This window comes from Pseudomonas sp. S2_F03 (assembly GCF_054668335.1).
The window spans coordinates 5,544,337-5,566,123 of record NZ_CP162759.1 but is presented as its reverse complement, the minus strand read 5'-3'; the positions used below and the strand labels follow the sequence as shown (position 1 = coordinate 5,566,123).

Annotated in this window: 8 protein-coding genes and 9 pseudogenes; 10 read left to right on the top strand and 7 right to left on the bottom strand. The window is 60.4% G+C overall.

The window, feature by feature from the left end:
* Position 1: 1 nt before the first annotated feature.
* From AB4N76_RS26095 to AB4N76_RS26065, 7 genes and pseudogenes are all read left to right on the top strand, one after another.
* Positions 2–1,004, top strand: a pseudogene (locus tag AB4N76_RS26095) (polysaccharide deacetylase family protein).
* A complete protein-coding gene (locus tag AB4N76_RS26090) occupies positions 1,001–2,305 on the top strand; it encodes a lipopolysaccharide biosynthesis protein (RefSeq protein ID WP_046027936.1) in 1,305 nt (434 codons plus the stop codon). The pseudogene AB4N76_RS26095 and the gene AB4N76_RS26090 overlap by 4 nt, the downstream one beginning before the upstream one ends.
* The gene (locus AB4N76_RS26085; protein ID WP_046027938.1) at positions 2,302–4,221 is read left to right on the top strand and encodes a hypothetical protein; all 1,920 of its coding nucleotides are present in this window, start codon (positions 2,302–2,304) and stop codon (positions 4,219–4,221) included. Before AB4N76_RS26090 ends, AB4N76_RS26085 begins: the two co-directional genes overlap by 4 nt.
* Positions 4,222–4,304: 83 nt before the next feature.
* Positions 4,305–4,991 carry a hypothetical protein gene (locus AB4N76_RS26080; RefSeq protein ID WP_046027940.1) on the top strand — a complete coding sequence of 229 codons (687 nt, stop codon included), beginning with the start codon at positions 4,305–4,307 and terminating at the stop codon, positions 4,989–4,991.
* 4 nt (positions 4,992–4,995) lie between these two features.
* Positions 4,996–6,212: pseudogene (locus AB4N76_RS26075) on the top strand (GNAT family N-acetyltransferase).
* Positions 6,184–6,979: pseudogene (locus AB4N76_RS26070) on the top strand (ChbG/HpnK family deacetylase). The pseudogenes AB4N76_RS26075 and AB4N76_RS26070 overlap by 29 nt, the downstream one beginning before the upstream one ends.
* A 156-nt stretch (positions 6,980–7,135) precedes the next feature.
* A pseudogene (locus tag AB4N76_RS26065) lies at positions 7,136–7,828 on the top strand (N-acetyltransferase family protein).
* 167 nt (positions 7,829–7,995) lie between these two features.
* Here AB4N76_RS26065 and AB4N76_RS26060 read toward each other — a convergent pair.
* Complete coding sequence (locus AB4N76_RS26060; RefSeq protein WP_077430383.1) at positions 7,996–8,802, bottom strand: class I SAM-dependent methyltransferase; 807 nt, start codon at positions 8,800–8,802, stop codon at positions 7,996–7,998.
* Positions 8,803–8,981: 179 nt separating this feature from the next.
* Here AB4N76_RS26060 and AB4N76_RS26055 point away from each other — a divergent pair, with 179 nt between their 5' ends.
* A complete protein-coding gene (locus AB4N76_RS26055) occupies positions 8,982–9,359 on the top strand; it encodes a hypothetical protein (RefSeq protein ID WP_046027945.1) in 378 nt (125 codons plus the stop codon).
* A 13-nt stretch (positions 9,360–9,372) separates the two neighbouring features.
* On the opposite strand, the pseudogene AB4N76_RS26050 reads toward AB4N76_RS26055, so the two are convergent.
* From AB4N76_RS26050 to AB4N76_RS26025, 6 genes and pseudogenes are all read right to left on the bottom strand, one after another.
* A pseudogene (locus AB4N76_RS26050) lies at positions 9,373–10,803 on the bottom strand (sigma-54-dependent transcriptional regulator).
* Positions 10,772–12,264 (bottom strand): annotated as a pseudogene (locus AB4N76_RS26045) (sensor histidine kinase). The pseudogenes AB4N76_RS26050 and AB4N76_RS26045 overlap by 32 nt, the downstream one beginning before the upstream one ends.
* Positions 12,265–12,366: 102 nt before the next feature.
* A pseudogene (locus AB4N76_RS26040) lies at positions 12,367–13,375 on the bottom strand (SCO family protein).
* Between the two features lie 26 nt (positions 13,376–13,401).
* A complete protein-coding gene (locus AB4N76_RS26035) occupies positions 13,402–16,209 on the bottom strand; it encodes a multicopper oxidase domain-containing protein (protein ID WP_046027952.1) in 2,808 nt (935 codons plus the stop codon).
* 186 nt (positions 16,210–16,395) lie between these two features.
* Positions 16,396–17,841 (bottom strand): sensor histidine kinase, encoded by a 1,446-nt coding sequence (locus AB4N76_RS26030; protein WP_460163734.1) that lies wholly within the window; start codon positions 17,839–17,841, stop codon positions 16,396–16,398.
* A 299-nt stretch (positions 17,842–18,140) separates the two neighbouring features.
* On the bottom strand, positions 18,141–18,278 hold the full coding sequence (locus tag AB4N76_RS26025; protein WP_460164674.1) for a hypothetical protein: 138 nt from the start codon (positions 18,276–18,278) through the stop codon (positions 18,141–18,143).
* Between the two features lie 75 nt (positions 18,279–18,353).
* Here AB4N76_RS26025 and AB4N76_RS26020 point away from each other — a divergent pair.
* A pseudogene (locus tag AB4N76_RS26020) lies at positions 18,354–19,477 on the top strand (hypothetical protein).
* A 35-nt stretch (positions 19,478–19,512) separates the two neighbouring features.
* A pseudogene (locus tag AB4N76_RS26015) lies at positions 19,513–21,759 on the top strand (Ig-like domain-containing protein).
* Positions 21,760–21,787 lie beyond the last annotated feature (28 nt).

The following is a 21,787-nucleotide window of genomic DNA, read 5'->3' as shown; positions in this document are numbered from 1 at the left end:
CATGGCGATCAAACAATTACTAAAGCGCACCAGTGGCTGGCTCTATCTCAACTCGCCAGTGGGGCGCACTCAGCTGCAAGGCGCCGGGGTGATCCTGATGTTGCATCGGGTACTGGCCGACGACGCTGCCGCCGACCTGCCCCATCGCAATGAACTGTGCGTAGGGCCCAAGGCGTTCGAACACTTGCTGGCGTGGCTGAAGAAACACTTCGATTGCGTGCCGCTGATGGAGATTTTGCATCCGGGCAAGGTCAGGTCGGACCGGCCGAAAATCACCCTGACCTTCGACGATGGCTGGCGCGACAACGCGGTGAATGCCTACCCGTTGCTGCAAAAGTACCAGGTGCCGGCGAGCATTTTCCTGTCCACCGATTTCATCGGCAGCCGTCAGCGATTCTGGTGGGAAAGCATCGGCGAAACCCTGTGGGGCAGCCACGGGAACGGGCCCGGATGCAGTTGATCGAGTGCCTGCAAGAGGCCGGTCGGCCCTTGCCGGTGCCGTTCGGTGAGCTGGATATGGAGCGCCGCAGCCTGGCCTTGCTGCATTTTTTGCAAAAGCCTGAAAAGCCTGAGCCCGATGACGCTGAATCAACTGACCGATACCTGCCCCGACGAATCGCTGCCCCAGGCGCTGGACTGGCATCAAGTCCGCTCGCTGGAAGCCTCCGGGCTGGTGCGCTTCGGTCCGCATGGCGCCAGTCACGCGATCCTGACCGGCCTCGACGATCAACGATTGCACGAAGAACTGAGCCGCAGCCGCGAGGCCTTGCGCAATGGTTGCAACCGCCCACTGCCCGTCTATTGCTACCCCAATGGCGACAACGATGCGCGGGTGCGCGAACAGGTCGCCGCGCATGACTTCCCGTTCGCCCTGGGCACCGGCACCGGGATTTATCGCGGCACCAACGACCCTGTTGAACTTGCCACGCTTCGGCGTCAGCCAGCGTGTGGCGCGCAATCCGCAATTGCTGTCGTGGCGTTTGTATCGCGGGGCTCGCGCATGAGCCGTAGCCATTACCTCAAGCATCTGGCCCTGAGCATGGGCACCAAACTGGCGATGATCGCGCTGCGCCTGCTGCGCAATGTGTTACTGGCGCGGGTTCTCGGTCCCAGTGAGCGCGGCTTGTTCGCGCTGCTCAGCACCCTGCCCGACCTGATCAGCGCCGCTACCAGCGGCGGGCTGAATTCGGCGGTCGGTTATCAGGCAGCCAAGCAGCGACCGATGGGCTTGTTGTTGAGCCAGGTGTTGGTGTTCGGTTGTCTGCTGGCGGGAATGCTGACCTTGCTGGTGGTGGCGCTGGTGCGCGAATTCGGCAACGAGCTCGACATCACCACGCAACTGGGGCTGCTCGCCTGGCTGTTGCTGTTGGCGGTGCCACTGACCGTGCTCAAGAGTGGATTGTTGACGCTGCACAATGCCTCCGGCGGTGTGGTCGCGTTCAATGCCTTGCGCCTGGTGGAATCGCTGGCGCCGCTGTTGTTGTTTCTTGCGCTGTTCTGGATGTGGAAAGAGGCGGCCCTGGAAGCGGCGTTGATCAGTTGGCTGGCGGGGATCAGCCTGGTGGTACTGGTGGGATGGGTCTGGCTCAAACGCGAGCAGCCATTGACGTTGCAATGGGACCGCGCCAGTCAGAACGAACTGCTGCGCTACAGCGCACGCAGCCATCCGGATTTGTTGTTCCAACAAGTGATTCTGCGCTCTGATTACCTGTTCATCGGCGCCCTGCTCGGCAGCACCGCGCTCGGTCATTACGCCATGGCCAGCGCCGCCGCCGAGTTGCTGCTGATTGTGCCGGAAGCGGTGACTACGCCGCTGATGAAACGCCTGCTGCAACAGGAAGAAGGCATCGACAAGGTCACGCCGCTGGCCCTGCGCCTGACCGCCACGGTGATGCTCGGTGCCTGCCTGACAATGGCGGTGATCGGTGAATGGCTGATCGTCACGCTGTTTGGTGCGGTCTATCAACCGGCGTATCCGGCGCTGTTGGCGTTGCTGCCGGGGCTGTTGGGGCTGTGCTACGCGAGCATCCTGCGCCTGGACCTGTTGGGCAAGAATCGCCCCGGCAGCATTTCACTGTTGATGGGCCTCGGCGCCTTGCTCAATCTGGCGCTGAACCTGGTGTTGATTCCGGCGTACGGCATCGTCGGCGCGGCGGCTGCTTCGTCCATCGCTTATCTGGTCGTGACGATCGCGCTGCTGGTGATGTATTGCCGGTTGAGTGGCGTACCGGCCTGGCAAACCCTGATCATCCTGCCCAGCGACGTGGCGCCCATGCTGCTGATGCTGCAAAGGAAGTCGGCATGAGGTATTTCGCGCTGCTGGTGAGCCTGGGCCTGACACTCGACGCCTACGCCGGACCGATGCGCTGGGCGGACATTCGCGATGGCAGTCTGTACCTGCAAACAGATCAGCCCGATACGCTGACTGTGCGCTGGACCCCGGCCTGGCAAGCAGACGCCAACGAAGAACACCTTTACCTGCTCGATGGCAAAGGCCGGTTGCAAGGCGAACGCCTGATCGCCGCCAGTGAGTTGAGCGGCACCCAGAGCTGGCCTTTGGCGCCTGGAGCGTCCAGCTATCAACTGGAAATTCCGGGCTACAGTTTCCGCCGCTACAAGGTTGAGCACGACGAGCGCACGGTGGCGCTGTTCGCCCCGGCCAAGGTGCATTTCAGCGCTGAAACCCATGACGGCGACGAGCTGTTTTTCAAGGTGGCGGCCGGTGAACACGCGGTGCTCGCCGGCAAATTCCACGGTGGGGTCGGCGCCTTGCAAGCCCAGCGTATGGGTGACGGCAAACAGGTGGTGCTGGCGCTGAAACCGTATCGAGCGTACTGGCAGTTCGACCAGGTCGAGTTGCCGGTCGCCAAGGATGAACAGGTCTGGCACCTGCGTTTGCAAGGCAGCGGCAAAGTCGCGTTCTGGCTCGACGGCACCGCCAACTTGTTCGCGCAGAATCCGCAGCAACTCAAACCGCTACGCGAGGATGCGGGCGACGTGCGCCTGACCCTGGGCAAAGACGTGCTCGGCCCGACACCGAACCTGGGCATCGCCCTGCCCTACGTGATGCCGCCCGCCTCCAGTTATGCGGTGCTCGACGCGCTCAAACCGCAAGCAGGTGCCTACTACAGTTTTGTCGACGTCACGGCGAAAAAACCGCAGTACGAAGATGCGTTTCGCCAGGTTTATCAGGACCGCTTCGGCATTACTCAAGACATCACGCTGTTGGCTGGCAGCCAGCGCCAGGCCGACCTGCGCGCCGACACCCTGAGCAACGCCGGTCTCGATGCCTGGCTGGCCTCGACCCGCGCCCTGGGTGGCAAGGGCACGCATTACATCGGTTTTGCCGATGAGCCAAATCTCAACTACCCCGACTACGCCCACTATCAAAACATCTTCAACAGCATGGCCCGGCAAGTGCGCAGCAATCCGGCCAACGCCAAGGCCGGCGTGCGCATCGCCATGCCAGCCAGTTCACGCTTGGTCAACGGTCCGTTTGCCGACAATGCGGCGGATAAGCGTGGCATCGATTGGGCGAAACGCCTGCTGGCCGAATCCGGTGACCAGATCGATGCGCTCGCCTGGCACGAATGGATGATTCGCGATTTGCTGGCAACACGGGTGTATCGCGACAGCGTACGCCGCGCCGCCGACCTGGTGGGTCTGGACGGCAACGGCCGGCCGCGCAAAGCGTTGTTGCTGGACCAGACCAACCTGTCCAGCGGCTCCAGCCTGAGCCCCTACGATCAAGACACCCATTACGCCTCGCTGTGGTGGACGTCGGTGGTCATCAACTCATCCCAGGACGGGTTGCTGGAGATGCTCAACTGGTTCCAGGCCGCCGATGAACCGGACTACCCAAAGGGCATGTTGAAGGTGCTCGGGGATGATCGCTTCGAACTCAAGCCCGTGGGTTTTGCCCAGCAGTTCATCCAGCAACATTGGCTGCACAACGTACTGAAGCTGGAGAACGACGCCTTTGCAGTCGACGTACTGGCCATGACTGAAGACGATAAACGCAGCCTGTTGGGGGTCAACAAAGGCCGACGTTTACAGCATGTGAGCCTCAGCGGAGCCGCATGCCCGCTGGCCAACGGGTCGTTGCGCTATTTCGGCGCCGACAACCGCAGCCGCGACGCGCCATTGCACTGCCAGAACGGGCGCGTCAGCTTTGATCTGCCAGGAGAAACCCTGTTCGCTTTGAGCTGGAGCGCCTCATGAACGCCTCGATTGCGTTGCCGCGCAGACTATCGCCGCGCAACGCAACACTCCCACCACGGCCACTGCCGTCAGGAGCACACATCATGAGTGTTTTGCACAAACTCAGCGAACAGATCAAACAAAAAGGCTTGCAGGCCACGGTCAAAAAAGCCTGGAAACATTACGTGTTTTTCCACCAGGAACTGCTGTGGATGGAACGCGACCTGGTCAGCCCGGTGCCGCCGCACAAACTCAAGTCCTACCCTGCACTGCGCGTGGAAACCATCACCCCGCAAAACGCCGTGGCTTTTACCCGTTATTTCGGTGATCGCGTAGCCACCATGGCCGAACTCGCCCGCGAGGGTTACACCGGGCACATGCACCTGGACGATCAAGGTAATGCAGTCGCCTTCATCTGGGGCGCGGCGCGCAACTATTACGACAAGCATTACTACGGCTGCTGGTTCCCGGTGAAGCCAGGCGAGTTCTTCGAATTCGGGGGCGAGCTGACGCGTGCCTATTGGGGCACCACGCTGTCGGTGGACCTGCAACTGCAACTGTGGAAAGCCATGCAGGCCCGGGGCTGCGACAAGGTGGTGGATGTCTGCGAGTTCCACAACATTCCGGCCCTCAAGCTGCACATTCGCATGGGGTATCACGAACAAGGGCGGATCATGAACGTGTACAGCCTATTCGGCTGGCGCTTCTACCGCGAAACCCGTTACACAGGCTCGCGGCTGGAAGCCTTGCGCAAACCGGCCCCTGAACCTGTCCCGGCCTCGGTGACCTGACGATATGGCGGTACGATTTGAATGGCGCACTTCGCTGTGCGCCGCTGACTTCCCGGCAGCGGCTTACGAAACGCTGCGTCTGCGGGTGGCGGACCACACGCCGTTCAACACGCTGGCCTGGATGGCGGCGTCCGAACAGGCATTGAGTGCCGGGCAGAATCTGCAAGTGCTGCTGGGTTGGCAAGACAATGCGTTGGTGTTTTGCCTGCCGCTGGTGGCCTCCGTCGAGCGTTTCGGCAGGCTGCCGTTTCGGGTGCTGCATCACCTGGGTTATCCCCTCGCCGACCGCCTCGCCCTGCTCACGACCATGGACGCCGCAGCGACTCGCAAGGCCTTGATCGAAATCCGTCGACAGCTTCCCCATGCCTTGCTGCAACTCAACGAGGTGTCGGAACCGACCGGCGAAGAGAATGTGCTGGCCCACTGGTTGAGCCGTAGCTCGACGGCCGAACGGCGGCTCAGCTGCCGAGTCCCGGTGCACTTGATCAGCAACGCCGACCACCAGGAGGTTTCCGGCGATCCGCGCTACAAACTGCGCCGCGCACGTAAACGCATCGCTGCGTGTGGCGCCATCGTCCGGCGGATCACGCCCGATTCCACGACCATGGGCCCGTTGTTGCAGGCCATCAGCGACGTTGAAGCGGTGAGTTGGAAAGGCGACGAAGGCGTGGGGATTTTCTCTGACGAACGTCATCGGCAATGGATGGACCACGCCTTCACCGCCCTCGCCGGGCAAGGCTTGGTGCGGGTGGTGGTGCTGGAGCTGGGTGGCCGATGCATCAGCTATCGTCTAGGGTTGCTGGAGCAGGGGCGGCTATACGATTACAACCTGGCGTTCTTGCCGCAATACGCCGATCTGGGCAGCGGTCGGGTGCTGCTTGAAGAGTGGATTCGCTGGGGCTGGACGAGCACTGGCGCTGGATCGATGCCTCGCGGGTCAGCCTGGAAAACTCCAGCCATCAACTCCACGAGCGCATGACCGGGCAACTGGAACATTGGCGCTGGAGTTTCTATTCCTGGCGCCCCAGCGGCATTGCGTTGGGACTGGCCCTGCGCCTCTGGCAACAATTCAAACCTGCCTGGCAACAGTGCAAAGCCCGGCGTGCGGCAGCGGCGGTGGTCAAACCCGCACTTGTTGCAACGTCCGCTGCCAAAGCCGCCGAGCCGACAACAACAATCATGGAGAGCGAAAATGCCTCGCCAAGTCATAGTCAACGCTGACGATTTCGGCCTCAGTGCCTGCGAAAACGCGGTGATCTTCGGGGCGTTCCAGGCCGGGGTGATTAGCTCCGCCACCGCCATGGCCAACATGCCAGCCTTCGAAGCGGCATGCGTGATGGCCCAGCACCCGATGCTTGAAGGCCGGATCGGGCTGCACTTCAACCTCACCTACGGGCGCCCCTTGAGCCAATCGATTCTGGGGCGAAGCAACTTTTGCGGACAACGCTGGCGTGTTCGACTTCAACCTGCCCCGCCACCGCTTCTGGCTCAACCGACGGGATCGTGAGGCCGTGCTTGAAGAGCTCGAAGCGCAATGGCAACACTGCGTGGACAACGGGCTACGCCCCAGTCATCTGGACTCCCATCAACACGTGCACAACATTTGGCCCATCGGTGAGATCGTCGCCCGTTTCGCCGCGCGGCAAAAGGTTGCGGTGCGCCTGGCACGCAACCTGGGGCAAAACCTGAGCCTGCCCAAGCGCGTCTTCAAGGCGCTGCTCAATCGGCGTTTAAGCCACCTGGCCGGGGTCACTGCCGACTATGTGTGCACCCCGGTTGATCTGCGCAATGAAGCGCCACCGACTGATGGCCTGCTGGAGATCGTCGCGCACCCCAATCAGCTCGGTGCCGATTTTGGCGACGCCTATCTCGATCAGGGTGAGTCGTTGAGCGCTCTGCTGGAGCAGCGTTTGCCGGGGGTGAAACGGGTTTCCTACGACGCGGCGGGCAAGTCGTTCAGCACCCACGCGCAGGCGGTTATGGAATAAAAATCGAGCGATTTCTTGACGCCTGAATTGTGTCAACCCTGTTACACACATTGAAATAAATTGCCGGTGGCGGCGGTGCCGCGAAATGCCCGCCGTGATCTATACCCATCAATACTTTCATCCACGCATGACCAATCCTTGGCTAGGGAGGGCTCCATGAGCGCACTCGGTAAGCTTCGCGAACGTATCAAACAAAAAGGCCTGAGCCGCACGTTCAATACACTGTGGAAGCGCTACGTATTTTTCCATTGGGAGTTGCTGTGGATGGAACGCGACTGGTCAGCCCGGTGCCGCCGCATAAACTGCGCCCCTATTCCGGCTTGCGCCAGGTGACCATCTCTGCACAAAACGCCACGGCGTTCGGCAAGCATTTCGGTGACCGCGTCGGCACCATGGCCGAACTCGCCGCCGAAGGTCACACCGGGCATATGTACCTGGACGACGAAGGCCATGCCTGCGCGTTCATCTGGGGCAGTACCCGCGACTACCACGACCGTCACTATTACGGTTGCTGGTTCCCGGTCAAACCCGGCGAGTTCTTCGAGTTCGGCGGCGAAATGACCCGCGCCTATTTCGGCACCAGCCTGTCGGTGGACGTTCAAGTCGCGCTGTGGGAAGCGATGCAGGCGCAGGGGCTGCCACAAGGTGGTGGACGTCTGCGAAACCCACAACATCCCGGCCCTAAAACTGCACATCCGCATGGGATATCACGAACAGGGCCGCGTGACCCACGTCTACGGCCTGTTCGGCCTGTGGCGCTTCTACCGCGAAACCCGCTACACCGGCTCACGCCTGGACCCGCTGCGCAAACCGGGGCGGCCGGAAGTGACGAGTGCGGCGCAGGCTTGATTGCACTGGCGTGCGAGGCGTCAGTGACACTGCTTTCGCGAGCCTGCTCGCTTCCACAAAGAAATCTACGATGCACACCGAATGTGCGCGCGACGCAGGTTAAATGTGGTAGCGAGCCGGCTCCGGGCGGCGTTCCGATGCAAGGGCCAGACGTAGCACTACCCAGTTTAGTGTTTCACCACCACCAACGAAAAACACATCGGCAATTGCGCCCTCTGCTGCTCATACCGGTCATACAGTTCTTCGCGATTGGAATGCGGGTATTCCTTGAAGTGGCTGATCTGCAGCCCGGCCTCAAGGGCACCGGTGAAGATCGCACCCAACGTGTGGACGAACCAGTAAGACGCCGCAGCCTTCTGTTCAACCTTACCCTGGTAAACGATCGGCTGGTTCTGCACGAACGGTTCGCTGCGAAAGTACGAGCTGTCCAGGCGATAGGGATCGGCTGACTCCGGGTCGAACATTTCCAGGAATGGATGGGTTTCATACACCACCAGCGCGCCGCCGGGCTTGAGGGTTTGCGCGACATGGCGCAAGAACTCACCGATGTCCGGCATCCAGTTCAAGACACCGATGGTGATCAGCGCCACGTCGAAACGGCCTTGCAGTTCAGGCGGCAGCTGATGGATGTCGGCCTCGATAAATTCGGGCTGATGAGGCGAACGAGTCGCCAGCTCCCGCGCCTGATCGAGAAACGCGGCAGACTGATCGATGCCAATCACCGTGCGCGCGCCCAACGCAAACAGCGAAAGGCTCTCGCGTCCGTTATTGCAACCCAGTTGCACCACGTCCTTGCCGTCTACACCCACCTGTTCCAGCACGCCGGTGAGGGTCTGGTCCAGGCAGGAAAAATCCTTCTGCGCGACCGCTATCAAGCGCTCCTTCCATTCGGGGGTGTCTTTGTGGTGTCGGGCGGAATCGTTCCACGCCTCGCGGTTGCTGGCGATGGCATTTTCTTTTGTCGGCATTTCCATTGCGCGCTCCAGAATCGGGTCGTTGATTAACCGGACCGAGTCTAGTTCATGCCTGAAAATCACCCCATCGAGACTTTGTAGTAATCGTGTAAACCGCGCCTCAACGACGCTTGCTCATGGGAGCGCTATAGTTAATGACCTTGGGGAAACACGGGAAATCCGACTTCGCAGGTGTTGCCATGAAGACGTTCGAACAGACGCTGTTGCTTGCCCTTTGCCTGGTCGCCACTGGTGTGCACGCGGATGACAGCCTGATGGAAACCGACCAATCAAGCAGTGAATTCAGCTATTACGGGAAGGATCAACCCTTTTCCCACCCGGTGCCGCCCTCCATGAGCATCGTTCCGCCAGGCGCGTACATCCCGACTTCACCACAAACATTCATCCCGGTGTCGAGTCAGCACGTGTTCCACGACTCCCGCTTGCCGACGGTGGCGGACGCGTCGGTGCGAGTGTTCATTCGCACCTATGACGAGGAACACGGTGTCTACGTGAACCAGGAAGTCGAGGACCCGAGTTGCATGTTGTCATGCCTGCGCCAGGGCCCCGCCTTGTAACACAGGTCAATGCCTACCACTGGCGTTTGTCCGGACGTGCCAGGCCGAGTTTTTCGATCCGGTAACGCAGCATGTCTCGGCTCAGGCCCAGCAGCCGTGCGGACTTGGTGACGTTCCAGTCAGTCTTGTCGAGCATCTTGCGCACCATGTCGCGCTCGACTTCAGAGCAGGTTCATCGACTCAGTGCCGTTGTAGATCGGGCGTGGTTCGTGGTTTTGCGGCTCATGCTGATACATCGGCGGATCATCCACCAGGCTGAGGCAGACGTTCAACTGATGCGCGGCGATGGTGTCGCTTTGCGCCAGCAGCACAGTTTGCTCAGCATGTTGCGCAACTCACGCACGTTGCCCGGCCAGCTATAGCTGAGCAGCAGTTCTTCAGCCTGATCACTGAAATGCAGGTTCGGTTTGCCATAGCGTTTGCCATGGACGGCTAAAAAGTGCCGGGCCAGTAGCAGAATGTCTTCGCCACGGGCATACAGGCGCGGCACCTTGATGGAAATGATCCGCAGGCGGAAGAACAAGTCACGGCGAAACTTGCCCTGCTGCACCATCTGTTCGAGGTTGCAGTTAGTGGCGCTGATCACCCGCAAGTCGACCTTGCGCTCCTTCACCGAACCGACCCGACGAATGGTCCGGTCTTCCAGGAGTTTCAGCAGTTTGGCTTGCAGCAACAAATCCATCTCACCGATTTCATCAAGAAACAACGTACCACCATCGGCCGCTTCCACCAGACCGACACGGCGGTCCTTGGCATCGGTAAAGGCGCCCTTCTCGTGGCCGAACAGTTCCGACTCCACCAGATTGGAAGGGATCGATGCGCAGTTGAATTCAATGAACGGGCCTTTGCTGCGCGGACCGTCGAAGTGCAGCGCCCGGGCCACCAGTTCTTTACCGGTGCCGGTCTCACCCTCCACCAATACCGGCGGCAAGTCGGTGTTGGCCATGCGCCGCTCGGCGTCGAGCAACTGGGCGATGGTGTTCTTCAGGTAGTGCATCGGCGCCGATTCACCAATCAGTGCCTGCACGCCGGATTTCTGCGCCTCGCGTTCCTGATAGAACGACAACGTGCGCTCCATGCGATCAGTGGCCAGCGCCTTGTCCAGCAACAGCTTGAGCTCCGGCAAGGCCACCGGTTTAGTGACGTAATGGAAAGCCCCCTCTTTCATCGCCACCACGGCATCTTCGACATTGCCGTAACCCGTCATCATGATCACTTTCAGATCCGGCGCGCTGACGCGCAGCTTCTGGATCAAGTCGTGACCACTCATGCCCGGCAACGAGTTGTCGGTCAACACCACGTCAGGGGCGAACGTTCCCAATTGCACCAGTGCATCTTCAGCAGAATGGCAGACCGTTACCTCGAAGTCTTTACGCTCCAGGTAGGTCTGGATATTCTCGGCGAGGATTTCGTCATCCTCGACCAGCAATATGCTGTGCTCCATATTCCCCTCCCGTTGCCGCTTTAAAATTGAGACAAACGCGGGTTCCCTCCTGCTCCTGGCTGGTCAGTTCGACCGAGCCTTCGAAACGCTCCATTATTCGTTTAACCAGGGCCAGGCCTACGCCCAGCCCTCCTTGTTTGGTGGTGAAAAACGGCTTGAAGACCATCTGTTGTTGCTGCTTGGTCATGCCTTTGCCGGTGTCACTAAGGGTCATGCGTACATGGCCGGGTTGTGGCTGTTCGATATCAATACTCAATTGACCACCCTTGGGCATGGCTTCCAGGGCGTTGGCAAACAGGCTATTGAGAATTTGCGTCAGCAGCACCTGTTGGCTGACGACCGGTGGGCAGGCTTGAGGCGTGAATCGCACCTGCACGTTCGACCGTTTGATCAACGCATCGAATGCACTCAGGGTGTCATCGATGGCCAGCACCAGGTCGACCGTTTCGCAGTCGTCATTCATGGGCCGCAACGACACCAGCAATTCCCGAACCCAGCGTGACATGCGATCGACCTGATTGATGATGTCACCGATATTCTTCTGCGCATTCTGGCTGGCGATTTCCTGGGCCAGTTCGGCGCTGGAGCGAATGTTCGCCAGCGGATTACGCAAACTGTGTGCCACCGCCGAGGACATTTCCCCCAGGGCGACGAAAGTTTCATTGGTGATCAATTGCCTCTGCTGGCTCTGCAGCAGCACTGAAGCACGGCGCACAATCCAGAACAACCCAAGGTAGATGACCAGGCCGCCGAACACGGTTGCCAGCCAGATCGCCTTGAAACCACGCTGGATGCGCTCCACCAGGTCGACCGGCTCCTTGTAGATCTCGACCATGGCGACCACTTTGCTTCTGTCGGCATTGAACATCGGGATGTAGTTCTCGACGAACAGGTACTCCGGCTCGCGCAGCAGCTTCTGCTCGGGACGCTCGTCGTCAATTTCGTGGTAGCTGGTGGACACCGGTTCTTTCATTTCAAAGGGAGTCCAGCTCATCGTCGTCTTCGATGCGTACGCCGATCAGCTCCGGGTTCGTCGACCAGACCACGGTACGATCCAGCGCGTACACCGTCGCCAACAAAATGTCCGGCAGGTGCTCCACGTGATCGAGAAATTCAATACGGGCAGCCGCACGGGCGCCTGGCGACACGTCGGGATAGGCGTTGTCCAACCGTGGGTCGAGCATTTCGCCCATGGTTCTGGCAGGGCTGATCGAGGGCATGGCGAATTTCGGCGTCACCAATGGCCTGAATGAATTGCGCGGTCAGCATGGAATCGCGTTCGATACTTTCGGTTACCACAAAACGCGTGGATACATAGCCAAGGCCCAACGCCACAGCGGCAATGATGAAAAAGCTGGCCAGGGAAAACCAGCGCAACAGATTGAACTGCCCACGCCCGCTCTGGCCTGCGACGGCCGGTGTGACCGGTACCGGTTCTTGTTGTTGTTCGAGTATCGGCATAGGGATGTCCTGGATGCTCGCATCTAGCCTGTTCAGCCGCATTTCAGATCAGTGTAGGCGGCAATGTACGTGCCTGACTGAGCCAATGATAGTATTTCGCCGCTATTGCGCCTGCGCCGCTTTCAACGGTTGCTGGCGATCAGTTTCTTCCTGCAAAATTCCACAATCGACTGCGCGGATTTCTCATCCAGACGCAGGTTGGGCATCGGGATTCTGTCGTAACGCTCGAACAGCTCCACGGCAATCGGGTCTTTCTCCTTCAGCATGCTGTCCGGCTCGCGAATCCAGCGGTTGAGCCAGGCCGGGTCGCGTTCGCGGGTCACGCCGATCAGGTCCGGACCAATGCTGCGCATGCCGATGCCCTGCCCGTCCATCGGTCCGAGGCTGTGACACGACGCGCAACGGGTACGAAACAGTTCTTCGCCATTGCTGGGCGGGCGAATTTCCGGGGCGTTGGCGTAGCTTTGTTCGACGCTGGCTTTTTTCCAGTTCTGCAAAGTGTTGGCCAACTGATCAGCCAGAATCCACGGATTCTCGAACGGTGATGCTTTCATCCAGCGACCGGTGCTCTGGTTGCCGACGATCAGGCTCAGGTTGTGGTCCTTGCTGCGCCCGTTGTCGACGCCTTCAATGAACAGCCCGAGTTTCTTGCGCAGCTCGGTGACGTCGGCAAATTCCCCGGTGAGGAATTTCCAGCCCGGCCCGACCTTGAAGCGTTGCGCATAGGCCTTGAGCACTTCGGGTGTGTCGCTCAAGGGATCGATGCTGATGGAGTAGAAAAAAATGTCCTGGCCGACCCGGTCGCCGAGCAGCTTTTGCACCTGGCGCAAGCGTGCGGTTTCCAGTGGGCAGGAGTCGCTGCATGAGGTGAAGATAAAGTTGATCACCACCACCTTGTCTTTGATCAGGTCATCGAAAAAGTGCACCTGCTGACCGTCCTGGTCGGTCAGCAGGGTGTTGGGGAAATAGTCGCCGCCCCAGGTGTCGCCGACTCCGTCGGCGCCAGCACACCTTCATGGGCCAGCAGCACCTGACTGGCTAACAAACAGACGACCAGTACCAGTATCAGGTGCATGCCCAGAGCGCGGGAGCGCGGCGTGTGTACATTCATGTCCATGTCGGCTCCCTCGCGGCGTTTCATTGTTTGACTGTCACTTTAGGGCCGAAGCCGTCGCCAGTACGGAAGGTAGGCAGTGCGGCGGAGTTGACGTAGCGCACACCATCCCAACTTGGCAGCGGTGTTGGCATCAACTGGAATTGCCCGGGCTTTTCAATGTCCCAACGCAGCAGCATCGAGTTGTCTTCATGCTGGGTGTTGTGACAGTGCTCCATGTAGGTCCCGGCGAATTCGCGGAAGTTGATCGCCATCTCGACGTTGTCCAGGCCATCTTTTTCCGTACCGATGCGATACACGTCCTTACGCGCCCATTTTTCCCATTCCGGTGGTGCCTTGCCGCCGCGACTGAGGATGATCCCCTCCTCGAAGTGCACATGCACCGGATGGCTCCAGCCACCACCGCCGAGCTTGATGTTCCAGACCTCCAGGGTGCCGAAACCGGCAGCCCCCGCATCGGTCGGACCGTTAGCCAAGTGAGTCGCGGTGTTCAAGCGACGCGGGTCCATGTGGAAGCCGAAGCCGCCATCGGTCTTGACCGTCCACGGTGCTTCATCGGTGCCGTCCGACCGGCCGAAGGTGAAGGTGCGGTGACGTGCCTGAGCGAGCAGCGCCTTGTCGGCCGCGTTGTCGCGATGGATCTTCAGCGGGATCATCACCAGGCCTTCGGCTTTACCCGGTTTGGCCGGTTCGTACGCTGCCGGGTCCATGGCCAGGTCCTGACCAGTGTACGCCTTGACGTTGAGTTGCAGGATCTTGCCCACCGCCGGGTCACCCCTGTCCCACATCGGCCCTTTGCTGGTTTGCTTGATCACCGCCAGGTATTTCTCGGAGAGCACGTCTGCCAGCGACACTGGCTCTTTCGGGCCTTTGCCGTCGTCATGCACCAACAGGTTGACGAAGAACACCTTGTCGCCAGGCTTGATGCCGTTTTTCGCGAAGTTGACGATGATGTCGAAGCGTTCGGCAATGCCTTGCGTCGGCAGGATCGCGTTGTGGTTCTGTTTGTCGCCGTCGGCGTCGAGGTCCATGGTGCCGTCGAATGGCACGCTGTGTTCCATGATGTTGCCGTCGTTGGCAATCATGTGGAACGGCACGCGGGCATAGGACACTCCCGAACCTTTAGGGCCCTGGAATTCGCCGCTGGTGCCTTTGATCTCCCGCACCATCGCCAGCTTGTAGTAACGCGACACCGAGCCATTGAGGATACGGAAGCGGTAGCTGCGAGCGCGCACATCCAGCGTCGGTTTCCACTGCCAGTTGACCAGCACCTGGTCACCGAGGAAGCCGTCGGTGTTGAACGGGTTGAACCACAGCTGACCGCTTTGATCCCAGGCCTTGTCGGCCACCACCAGGTTGACGTCGTAGTCGCGGTTACCCCACGGCAACGCACTGCCGCTTGGGAAACGCAGGTTGACACCGTCGTTCACCGATTCATTGCCACGGTCCAGGGCGCTGTAGTAGTTCATCATCGCCGCGTTGCCCTTGTAGACGTTCTGCGCGGTGAAATCGAGCATGTGGTCGTGGAACCAGTGGGTGCTCATGGTTTCGCGCCAGTCGCCACGGATCTTGATCGTGCCGTTCTCGCAAGTCTTGCGGCTCGGGCTCATGTCATTGGTCCACAGGGTTTCGCCCGGTGAGCAAGGGAACGCCGCGCGTGGATCGTGCGCATCGGTGTTGATGGTGTCATAACCGGCCAACTGAATTGGCCACCGATAGTCGTAATACTGGCCAGGGAAGAAAAACGCGTTGGCATAACCGTCGCTTTCCGCCGGGGCGTGGCCGTTGTGTTCGTGGGTAGTGATGGTGTGCAGGCCAAACCCCATGTTGGCCGACGGGTCGATCGGCAGGCCGTTGTAGTGACGCATCAACACCGGCTGGCCGTAACGCACCATCAGCAGTTTAGGCGGCAACGTGCCGTCGAAGGTCCAGACCGAGTTGTGATTCTGCACCGGCATGTTCGGGTGGAAACGCGCATCGACGCCTTTGGCGGTGCCATCGGTGGCCTGTACGCCGGCGACGTTGTGGTAGAGGCCACCGGGGCCAAACTCGCCCACGGCGTAGCCATGCATCTGATGACTGTCACGCCACCCGGTGTTGGTCCTCACCCCGGTTTGCACGGTTTTGTAGGCCATTTGCGGGTAGAACTCATTCCAGCGCTGATGTGACCAGCCCTTTCCTGGCGGACGACCTTCAGCCGCCGAGCCGATATGGCGATTGAGGAAAATCTCGATCTGCGCCTGCCAAGGGTTGCGGTCCACCACGTTGGAAAACTGACTGGGGAACGGCGTCAGCCCCGGTTGACGCATGAAGGCATCGAGTGCCGCGCTCGGTGGTGCACTGCGGGCCACACTGGTCGGGTCCTGCTGTGGCAACGGGCCGATCGCTGCCGGTGGAAACCCCAAGGGCGCCGCCGGTGTGGTGGGATCGAGTTTTTCCGGGCCGAACTCTTCAAACAGCACCAATTGCTGAGTAAAGGGCTGAGCACCAAACAACGGGCTCGGCTTGCCATTGGTGGGGTAATTGAAACTGGTCTGCACCGCAGGCGGCAGGACGTTCTCTATGCGCGTTTCGTCGCGGTTGCCCTTGACGCCATCGGGCAAATCGAAGGAGTCCTGGTTGGCCTCCGGCATGCTCAAAATCGCATTCAACGCCGTGGCTTCGTCAGCCGGCTCATCGTAGTAAGCCGAAGGGTCGGAGGGTTCAGGCTGTCGCTCGTCATCGATCGGGCTGGCACGCAGACTCGCTGTGCCCAGCGTCATCGTCAGAACGACGCCTACAGGCGTCAATAGGCCAAACCATTTGAAGGGATAACGCGCTTTTCTTTCCATCACCAGCCGCCTCGAAGTCGTGAAGGGGGTAATGGGGTTTTGCAAAGAGCTCGCCAGATTTGTAACTGATTTATACGAAAGTATTAAAACCTGACAAAACAATGGCTTATCAACATCAATGTGCCATACCAGGAAAAAAGCGACTGGGGCTTGACACCCGCTAACGGGGAAAGTTCATACCCGCTTTCAGGGAATCCGATTAAACGACAAACGGACAGTAGTGCCCTCGCCTTCACGGCTATTGAGGGTAACTCCGCCCCCGAAACGATCCATGATTCGCTTGACCAGCACCAGTCCGACCCCCAGCCCGCCTTGCTTGGTGGTGTAAAACGGACGGAACGCCATGCTGCGCTGTTCTTCGCTCATGCCTTTGCCAGTGTCGCTCACCACCACGCAAATACCTTTGGTATCGGTTGGCTCCAGCGTGATGGTCAGGGTGCCACCCTCGTCCATGGCTTCCAGTGCATTGGCCAGCAAACTATTGAGGATCTGCGTCAGTTGCACCTGCTGGCTCAACACCATTGGCGTTTCCTTCGGCTGAAACACCACGTGAATCCCCGCCTTGGCGATTTGATGCTCGAAGGCCAGCAGACTGTCATGCAAACACGCGACCAGGTTCACCGGCTCCGCCTCATCGTTGAGCGGGCGCAAGGATTGCAGCAATTCCCTGATCCACTTCGACATGCGGTCCACTTGCCCGATGATGTCGTTGATGTTCTTGTGCGCCGGGCCGCTGTCAAACTCCAGCGCCAGCTCGGCACTGGAGCGGATCGTCGCCAACGGGTTGCGCAGGCTATGGGCAACCGCCGAAGACATCTCCCCGAGTACAACAAAGGTTTCGTTGGTGATCAGTTGTTTTTGCTGCGTGGCCAATAGAATCGCCGCCCGCCGCACGATCCAGTACAGCCCCAGGTAAATCAGCCCTCCGCCCAACGCGGTGGCCAGCCAGATCAGCGCCAGGCCGCGCTCCATGCGTTCGATCAAATCCTTGGGCTCCTTGTAGATCTCGACCATTGCAGTGACGGTATCGCGGTCGGCATCGAACAGCGGTATGTAGTTCTCAATAAAGATGAAGTCCGGGGGTAATGAATTTTGCTCCATGCGCGCCTTGTCCACGTTGTGATAGCTGGCGGACACCGGGGTTTTGGAAGCGAACGCTTGATCGAGATCGGCATCGGCATGAATCGTGGTGCCCATCAATGCCGGGTTGGTGGACCAGATCACCATGCGGTCAGGCGCATAAATATTGGCCAGGATCACGTCGGGCAAATGCTCGATATGGTCGAGGAACTCGCCCCGCGAGTTGGCACGGGCCAGCGGGTCAACGTCGGGAAAATCCTTGTCCTTGCGTGGGTCGAGCAGCTCACCCATGGTCCGCACGTGGGAATACGAGACATGACGCTCCTCGGCCGCCGCAATCGCCTGAATGAACTGGGAGGTCAACAACGCATCGCGTTGCACGCTTTCGGTAATCACGAAACGCGTAGACACCACACCCAACGCCACTGCCACCGTGCCGATGATCGCCATGCTGATCAGCGAAAACCAGCGCAGCAGATTGAACGGCTGTTTGCGCGAGCTCAAGCGAATATCACCCTGTTCTTTGAGAAGGGCTGTTACTTGCGAATTCATGGCCGATGTTCCCCGGTACTCCCTATAGGGTTATAGCCCACTGCTCGGCGATTGCCCATTTCCGGGGGGCTCCCTCCCCCTCTTTTCCCCACCTACCCACTGACCCCATCCACCCCAAAAGTGGGGACAGTCGCCCGCTTCGGTGTTCGTCGCCATCAGACCTTTGTAGCACCCCAAGCCTTCAATAACGGGCCTCTGCCGTCAGTTTTCAAAGATTGGTATGGAAGTTGCCGACCTCACCCGCAACTGACCCGCCCCCAAGGGACGGTACTCTGATAGAGGGAATACTCATGCACCCTTTACTGTCCAAAACCGCGACCGCCCTGGTCGTGACCGCTCTGGCTCAAGGCGTTGCGCACGCGACGCTGTTTGCCGTGGACACCGGGCCCTACTTGCCCGCCAACGGCAATTTCGCTGCGTGGTACCAAGACACCCACGGCCGCACCCTGGATTTATGCCTGTCAAAGGCTGTCAGCTCCAGGGTACCCAGCGCCCCTGGCGCCCCGACGTACATGTGCTCGTTGATTCCCGCACCAGGTGTTTTCGACGACACCCAACCGATGGTCTTCCCGACCAACTTCCCTGACGAAGCGTTCTGGGCGACCGGCGAAACCACCATCGTCGATGCGGCCCGAGGCATCGATCTTACCTATGTCTCGGCAGTCGAAGCCGCCTTCAGCGGCGGCGACCCCGTGGAAGGCGACCAGATCAGCTTCGCGCGAATCCGCATCCGCATCGATGTGCCCGTTGCCGGGACCTATGTCGTGACCCACCCCTACGGCGTCGAAGTGTTCACCGTCGATACCCCCGGGCGGCGGGCGATCAACATGACGCGGGACATCGGCATCGGCGCGGCGAAACCTATGACGGCGCGCTCAAGGGCGATGTCGGGCCATTCTTGCGCAGTGTCAACGGTCCTTATACCGAGACCAACCCGGTCAACGGCGCCGCCGAACAATTCGTCGGCGACCCGAACCTCACGGAAGCCGTCACCGGCAGCCCGTTCAACACCAACTACGTGCGCATCGAAGGTCCCAATGGCCTGGACTTGCGTACCACCCTCTTTGCTGTCTCCGGCAAGCTGTCCAGCGTGGTCCGGCCAACCCCGGTCATTGCGCAACGCAGCACCTACTCACGGCATGCCGGCGCCAGTGCACCTGAGGCCCAGCAGGATGTTTTCGTCCTGGCCCCGCCGCCACCGGCGACTGTGACCCTGGACAGCAATAACCCGGTGCTGAACTTGACCGAAGCGGACAGCACCGGCCACTGGTATGCGCAGTCGTCGACCGATCCGACGTTGCCGAGCACCCTGCAAGTGACTGCCGACAACCACCTGGCCATCGCCAGTAGCACTCCCACTACCCTGTCGTCGCCCCTGACCGACCTGGTGGTGATTTCCCGTGCCGAGTACAGCCTGAACAGCGGACAAATCACCATCGTCGCCTCGACCAGTGATGAAACCTCACCACCGGTGCTCACCGCCACCACGGGTACGGGGGTCGCCATCGGCGCCCTCATTGGCGATGGCGCAGTGAAAAGCCTGGCCACCGGCATCTCGCCGAATCCGCCAGCCCAGGTTCGAGTGACGTCATCCAATGGCGGCAGCGACACCGAAGAAGTGGTCATCGTGCAATGAACGCTCTCATGCCCAGATCCTCATCAGGAGGCATCATGAACAATTGGCCACGCCTGGCGCTCAACGCCTTGGGACTGACTCTATCGCTGTCCGGCAGTGCTTTCGCGCAACTCGCTGCCGTCGACCCCGGCCCTTATACCTTTGCCTCCGGGAAGTTCCCGATCTGGTATCAGGACAACAATCTGCTGTCGATGGAACTGTGCCAGTCCCGAGCCGCCAGCTCGCGGGTCCCCGTCAGTGTGCCACCGGCTTACATGTGTACCCTGCTGCCGACACCTGGCATTTTCGACGACACCCAGCCGATGGTGTTCCCGGATAACTGGCCAGACGAATCCTTCTGGTTCCTCGCAGAAACCAATATCCCCAACAACGCCGCAGGCTATGGGATGGACGCCTACGTCGCCGGGATCGAGGCTGCATTTGCCGGCGGAAACCCGCTCGACGGTGATCAAATCAGCTTCGCGCGGATCCGTATGCGGATCAACATTCCCGTCGCCGGCACCTACACCATCACCCACCCTTACGGCGTGGAAACGGTCAACGTCACCAGCCCTGGCCGGCGTGCGATCAACATCACCAGAGACGTCGGCGTCGGTGCGCCAGGGGTCTTCAGCGGCGCGGTCAACGGTGCCATCGGGCCGTTCCTGAAAAGCGTCAACGGGCCTTATACGGAAGTGAACCCGGACACCGGCGCCATCGAAACCTTCGTTGGCGACCCGAACCTCACCGAAGCAGTGACCGGTAGCCCCAACAACACCAACTTCGTGCGCATCGAGGGGCCCGCCGGGACTATCCAGGCCAACCTCTTCACCCTGTCCGGCAAAGTGCTCGACAACCGTGCGCAAACACCGGTGGACTTGAGCCGTGCCACTTACCGCCGCACCTCAGGAACAGGGGGCATCAACACCCGCGTCGAAGTCTTCGGTAAAGCAGACACCGGCTCAACCCTGTGCTTCCGCGAAAGCATCGCTCTGGTCCCCCGGCCCGCCTGTTTCGCCTTGCCTGACCACCATGGTGGGCGATAACAACGGCGTGTTCTTCGGCCAGCATCTCCTGGTCAATGGCGCTGTGCCTCCGTCGTCGTGATCACCGCCACCAACCCGACCGGTTCGACCCGCCCGACGTCCGTGTCGAGCAAACTCTCGGACGTGGTGAAAATCCAGACGGCTCGCTACAGCTGGAGCAATCACAGCCTGCTGATCGAAGCCACCTCCACCGACGAAGTGGGCATACCTGACATGGTTGCCCAGGGTTATGGAAGGCTGTCGAAGAACGGCACTCTGCAGAGCTTGACCGTCCCGGATCTGACGCAGCCACCGGCCACCGTTACGATCAAGTCGGCCGCGGGCGGCAGTGACACCGAGCCAGTGGTCGTCGTGGGCAAGGCACCGGACACCGGTGAGAACCAGGCTCCGATTTCCGTCGCCGACACGGGCAGCACCAGTTTCGGGGTGCCGGTCACCCTCAACCTGCTGACCAACGACAACGACCCAGACGGCAACGTGCCACTGACCATCACCGCACTGACCCCACCGGCGGCCGGGCAAGGCACCGTGGCATTGAGTGGCACAACAGCCGTGGTCTACACGCCACCCGCCACCGTCACGACACCGCTGACCACGACCTTTACCTACAAGGCCCAAGACTCTAAAGGACTGGCCTCGACCACCGCCGCGACCGTGACCATTACGGTGGCACCTAACCGGCCACCAGTGGCTGTCAACGATGCCGCTACGACCTGGGCGTGGCGATACCGATCAGTGTGCTGGCCAACGACACCGATCCGGAAGGCAACGTGCCACTCAGCGCAGCCATCGTGAGCCAACCGGCGGCCGGTCGCGGCACCGTCAGCACCGACGGCACCGTCATCACCTACACCCCACCGGGCACGGTGACCACGGCCTTCACCACGACGCTTTACCTACATCGCCCGGGACAGCTTCGGTGCCGCGTCGACGCCGGCAACGGTCACGGTGCAAGTCTCGCCAAGGCCTGCTGCGGAAACCTTCACGGTGACCACGGCCTCTGTGACGGCTCGCTCCAACAACCGCTTCACCTGGGACTTTGCGGGCACCTCATCGGTGACCACCGGCAACACCATCACCATCAAGGTGACCACCCCGACCGGGCTGGTAACCCTGGGCACCACCGCGGTACCGGTGAACGGTCGCTGGAAGCTCACGGTGAACAACACCACCACGGTCATTCCGTCGGTTAATCCGACGGCCACCATCAGCTCGTCCCAAGGCACCGTGCGCTCGGTGTCGGTGGTCTCGAACTGAGCCCTCGCCCATCCACCGTCACGGTGGA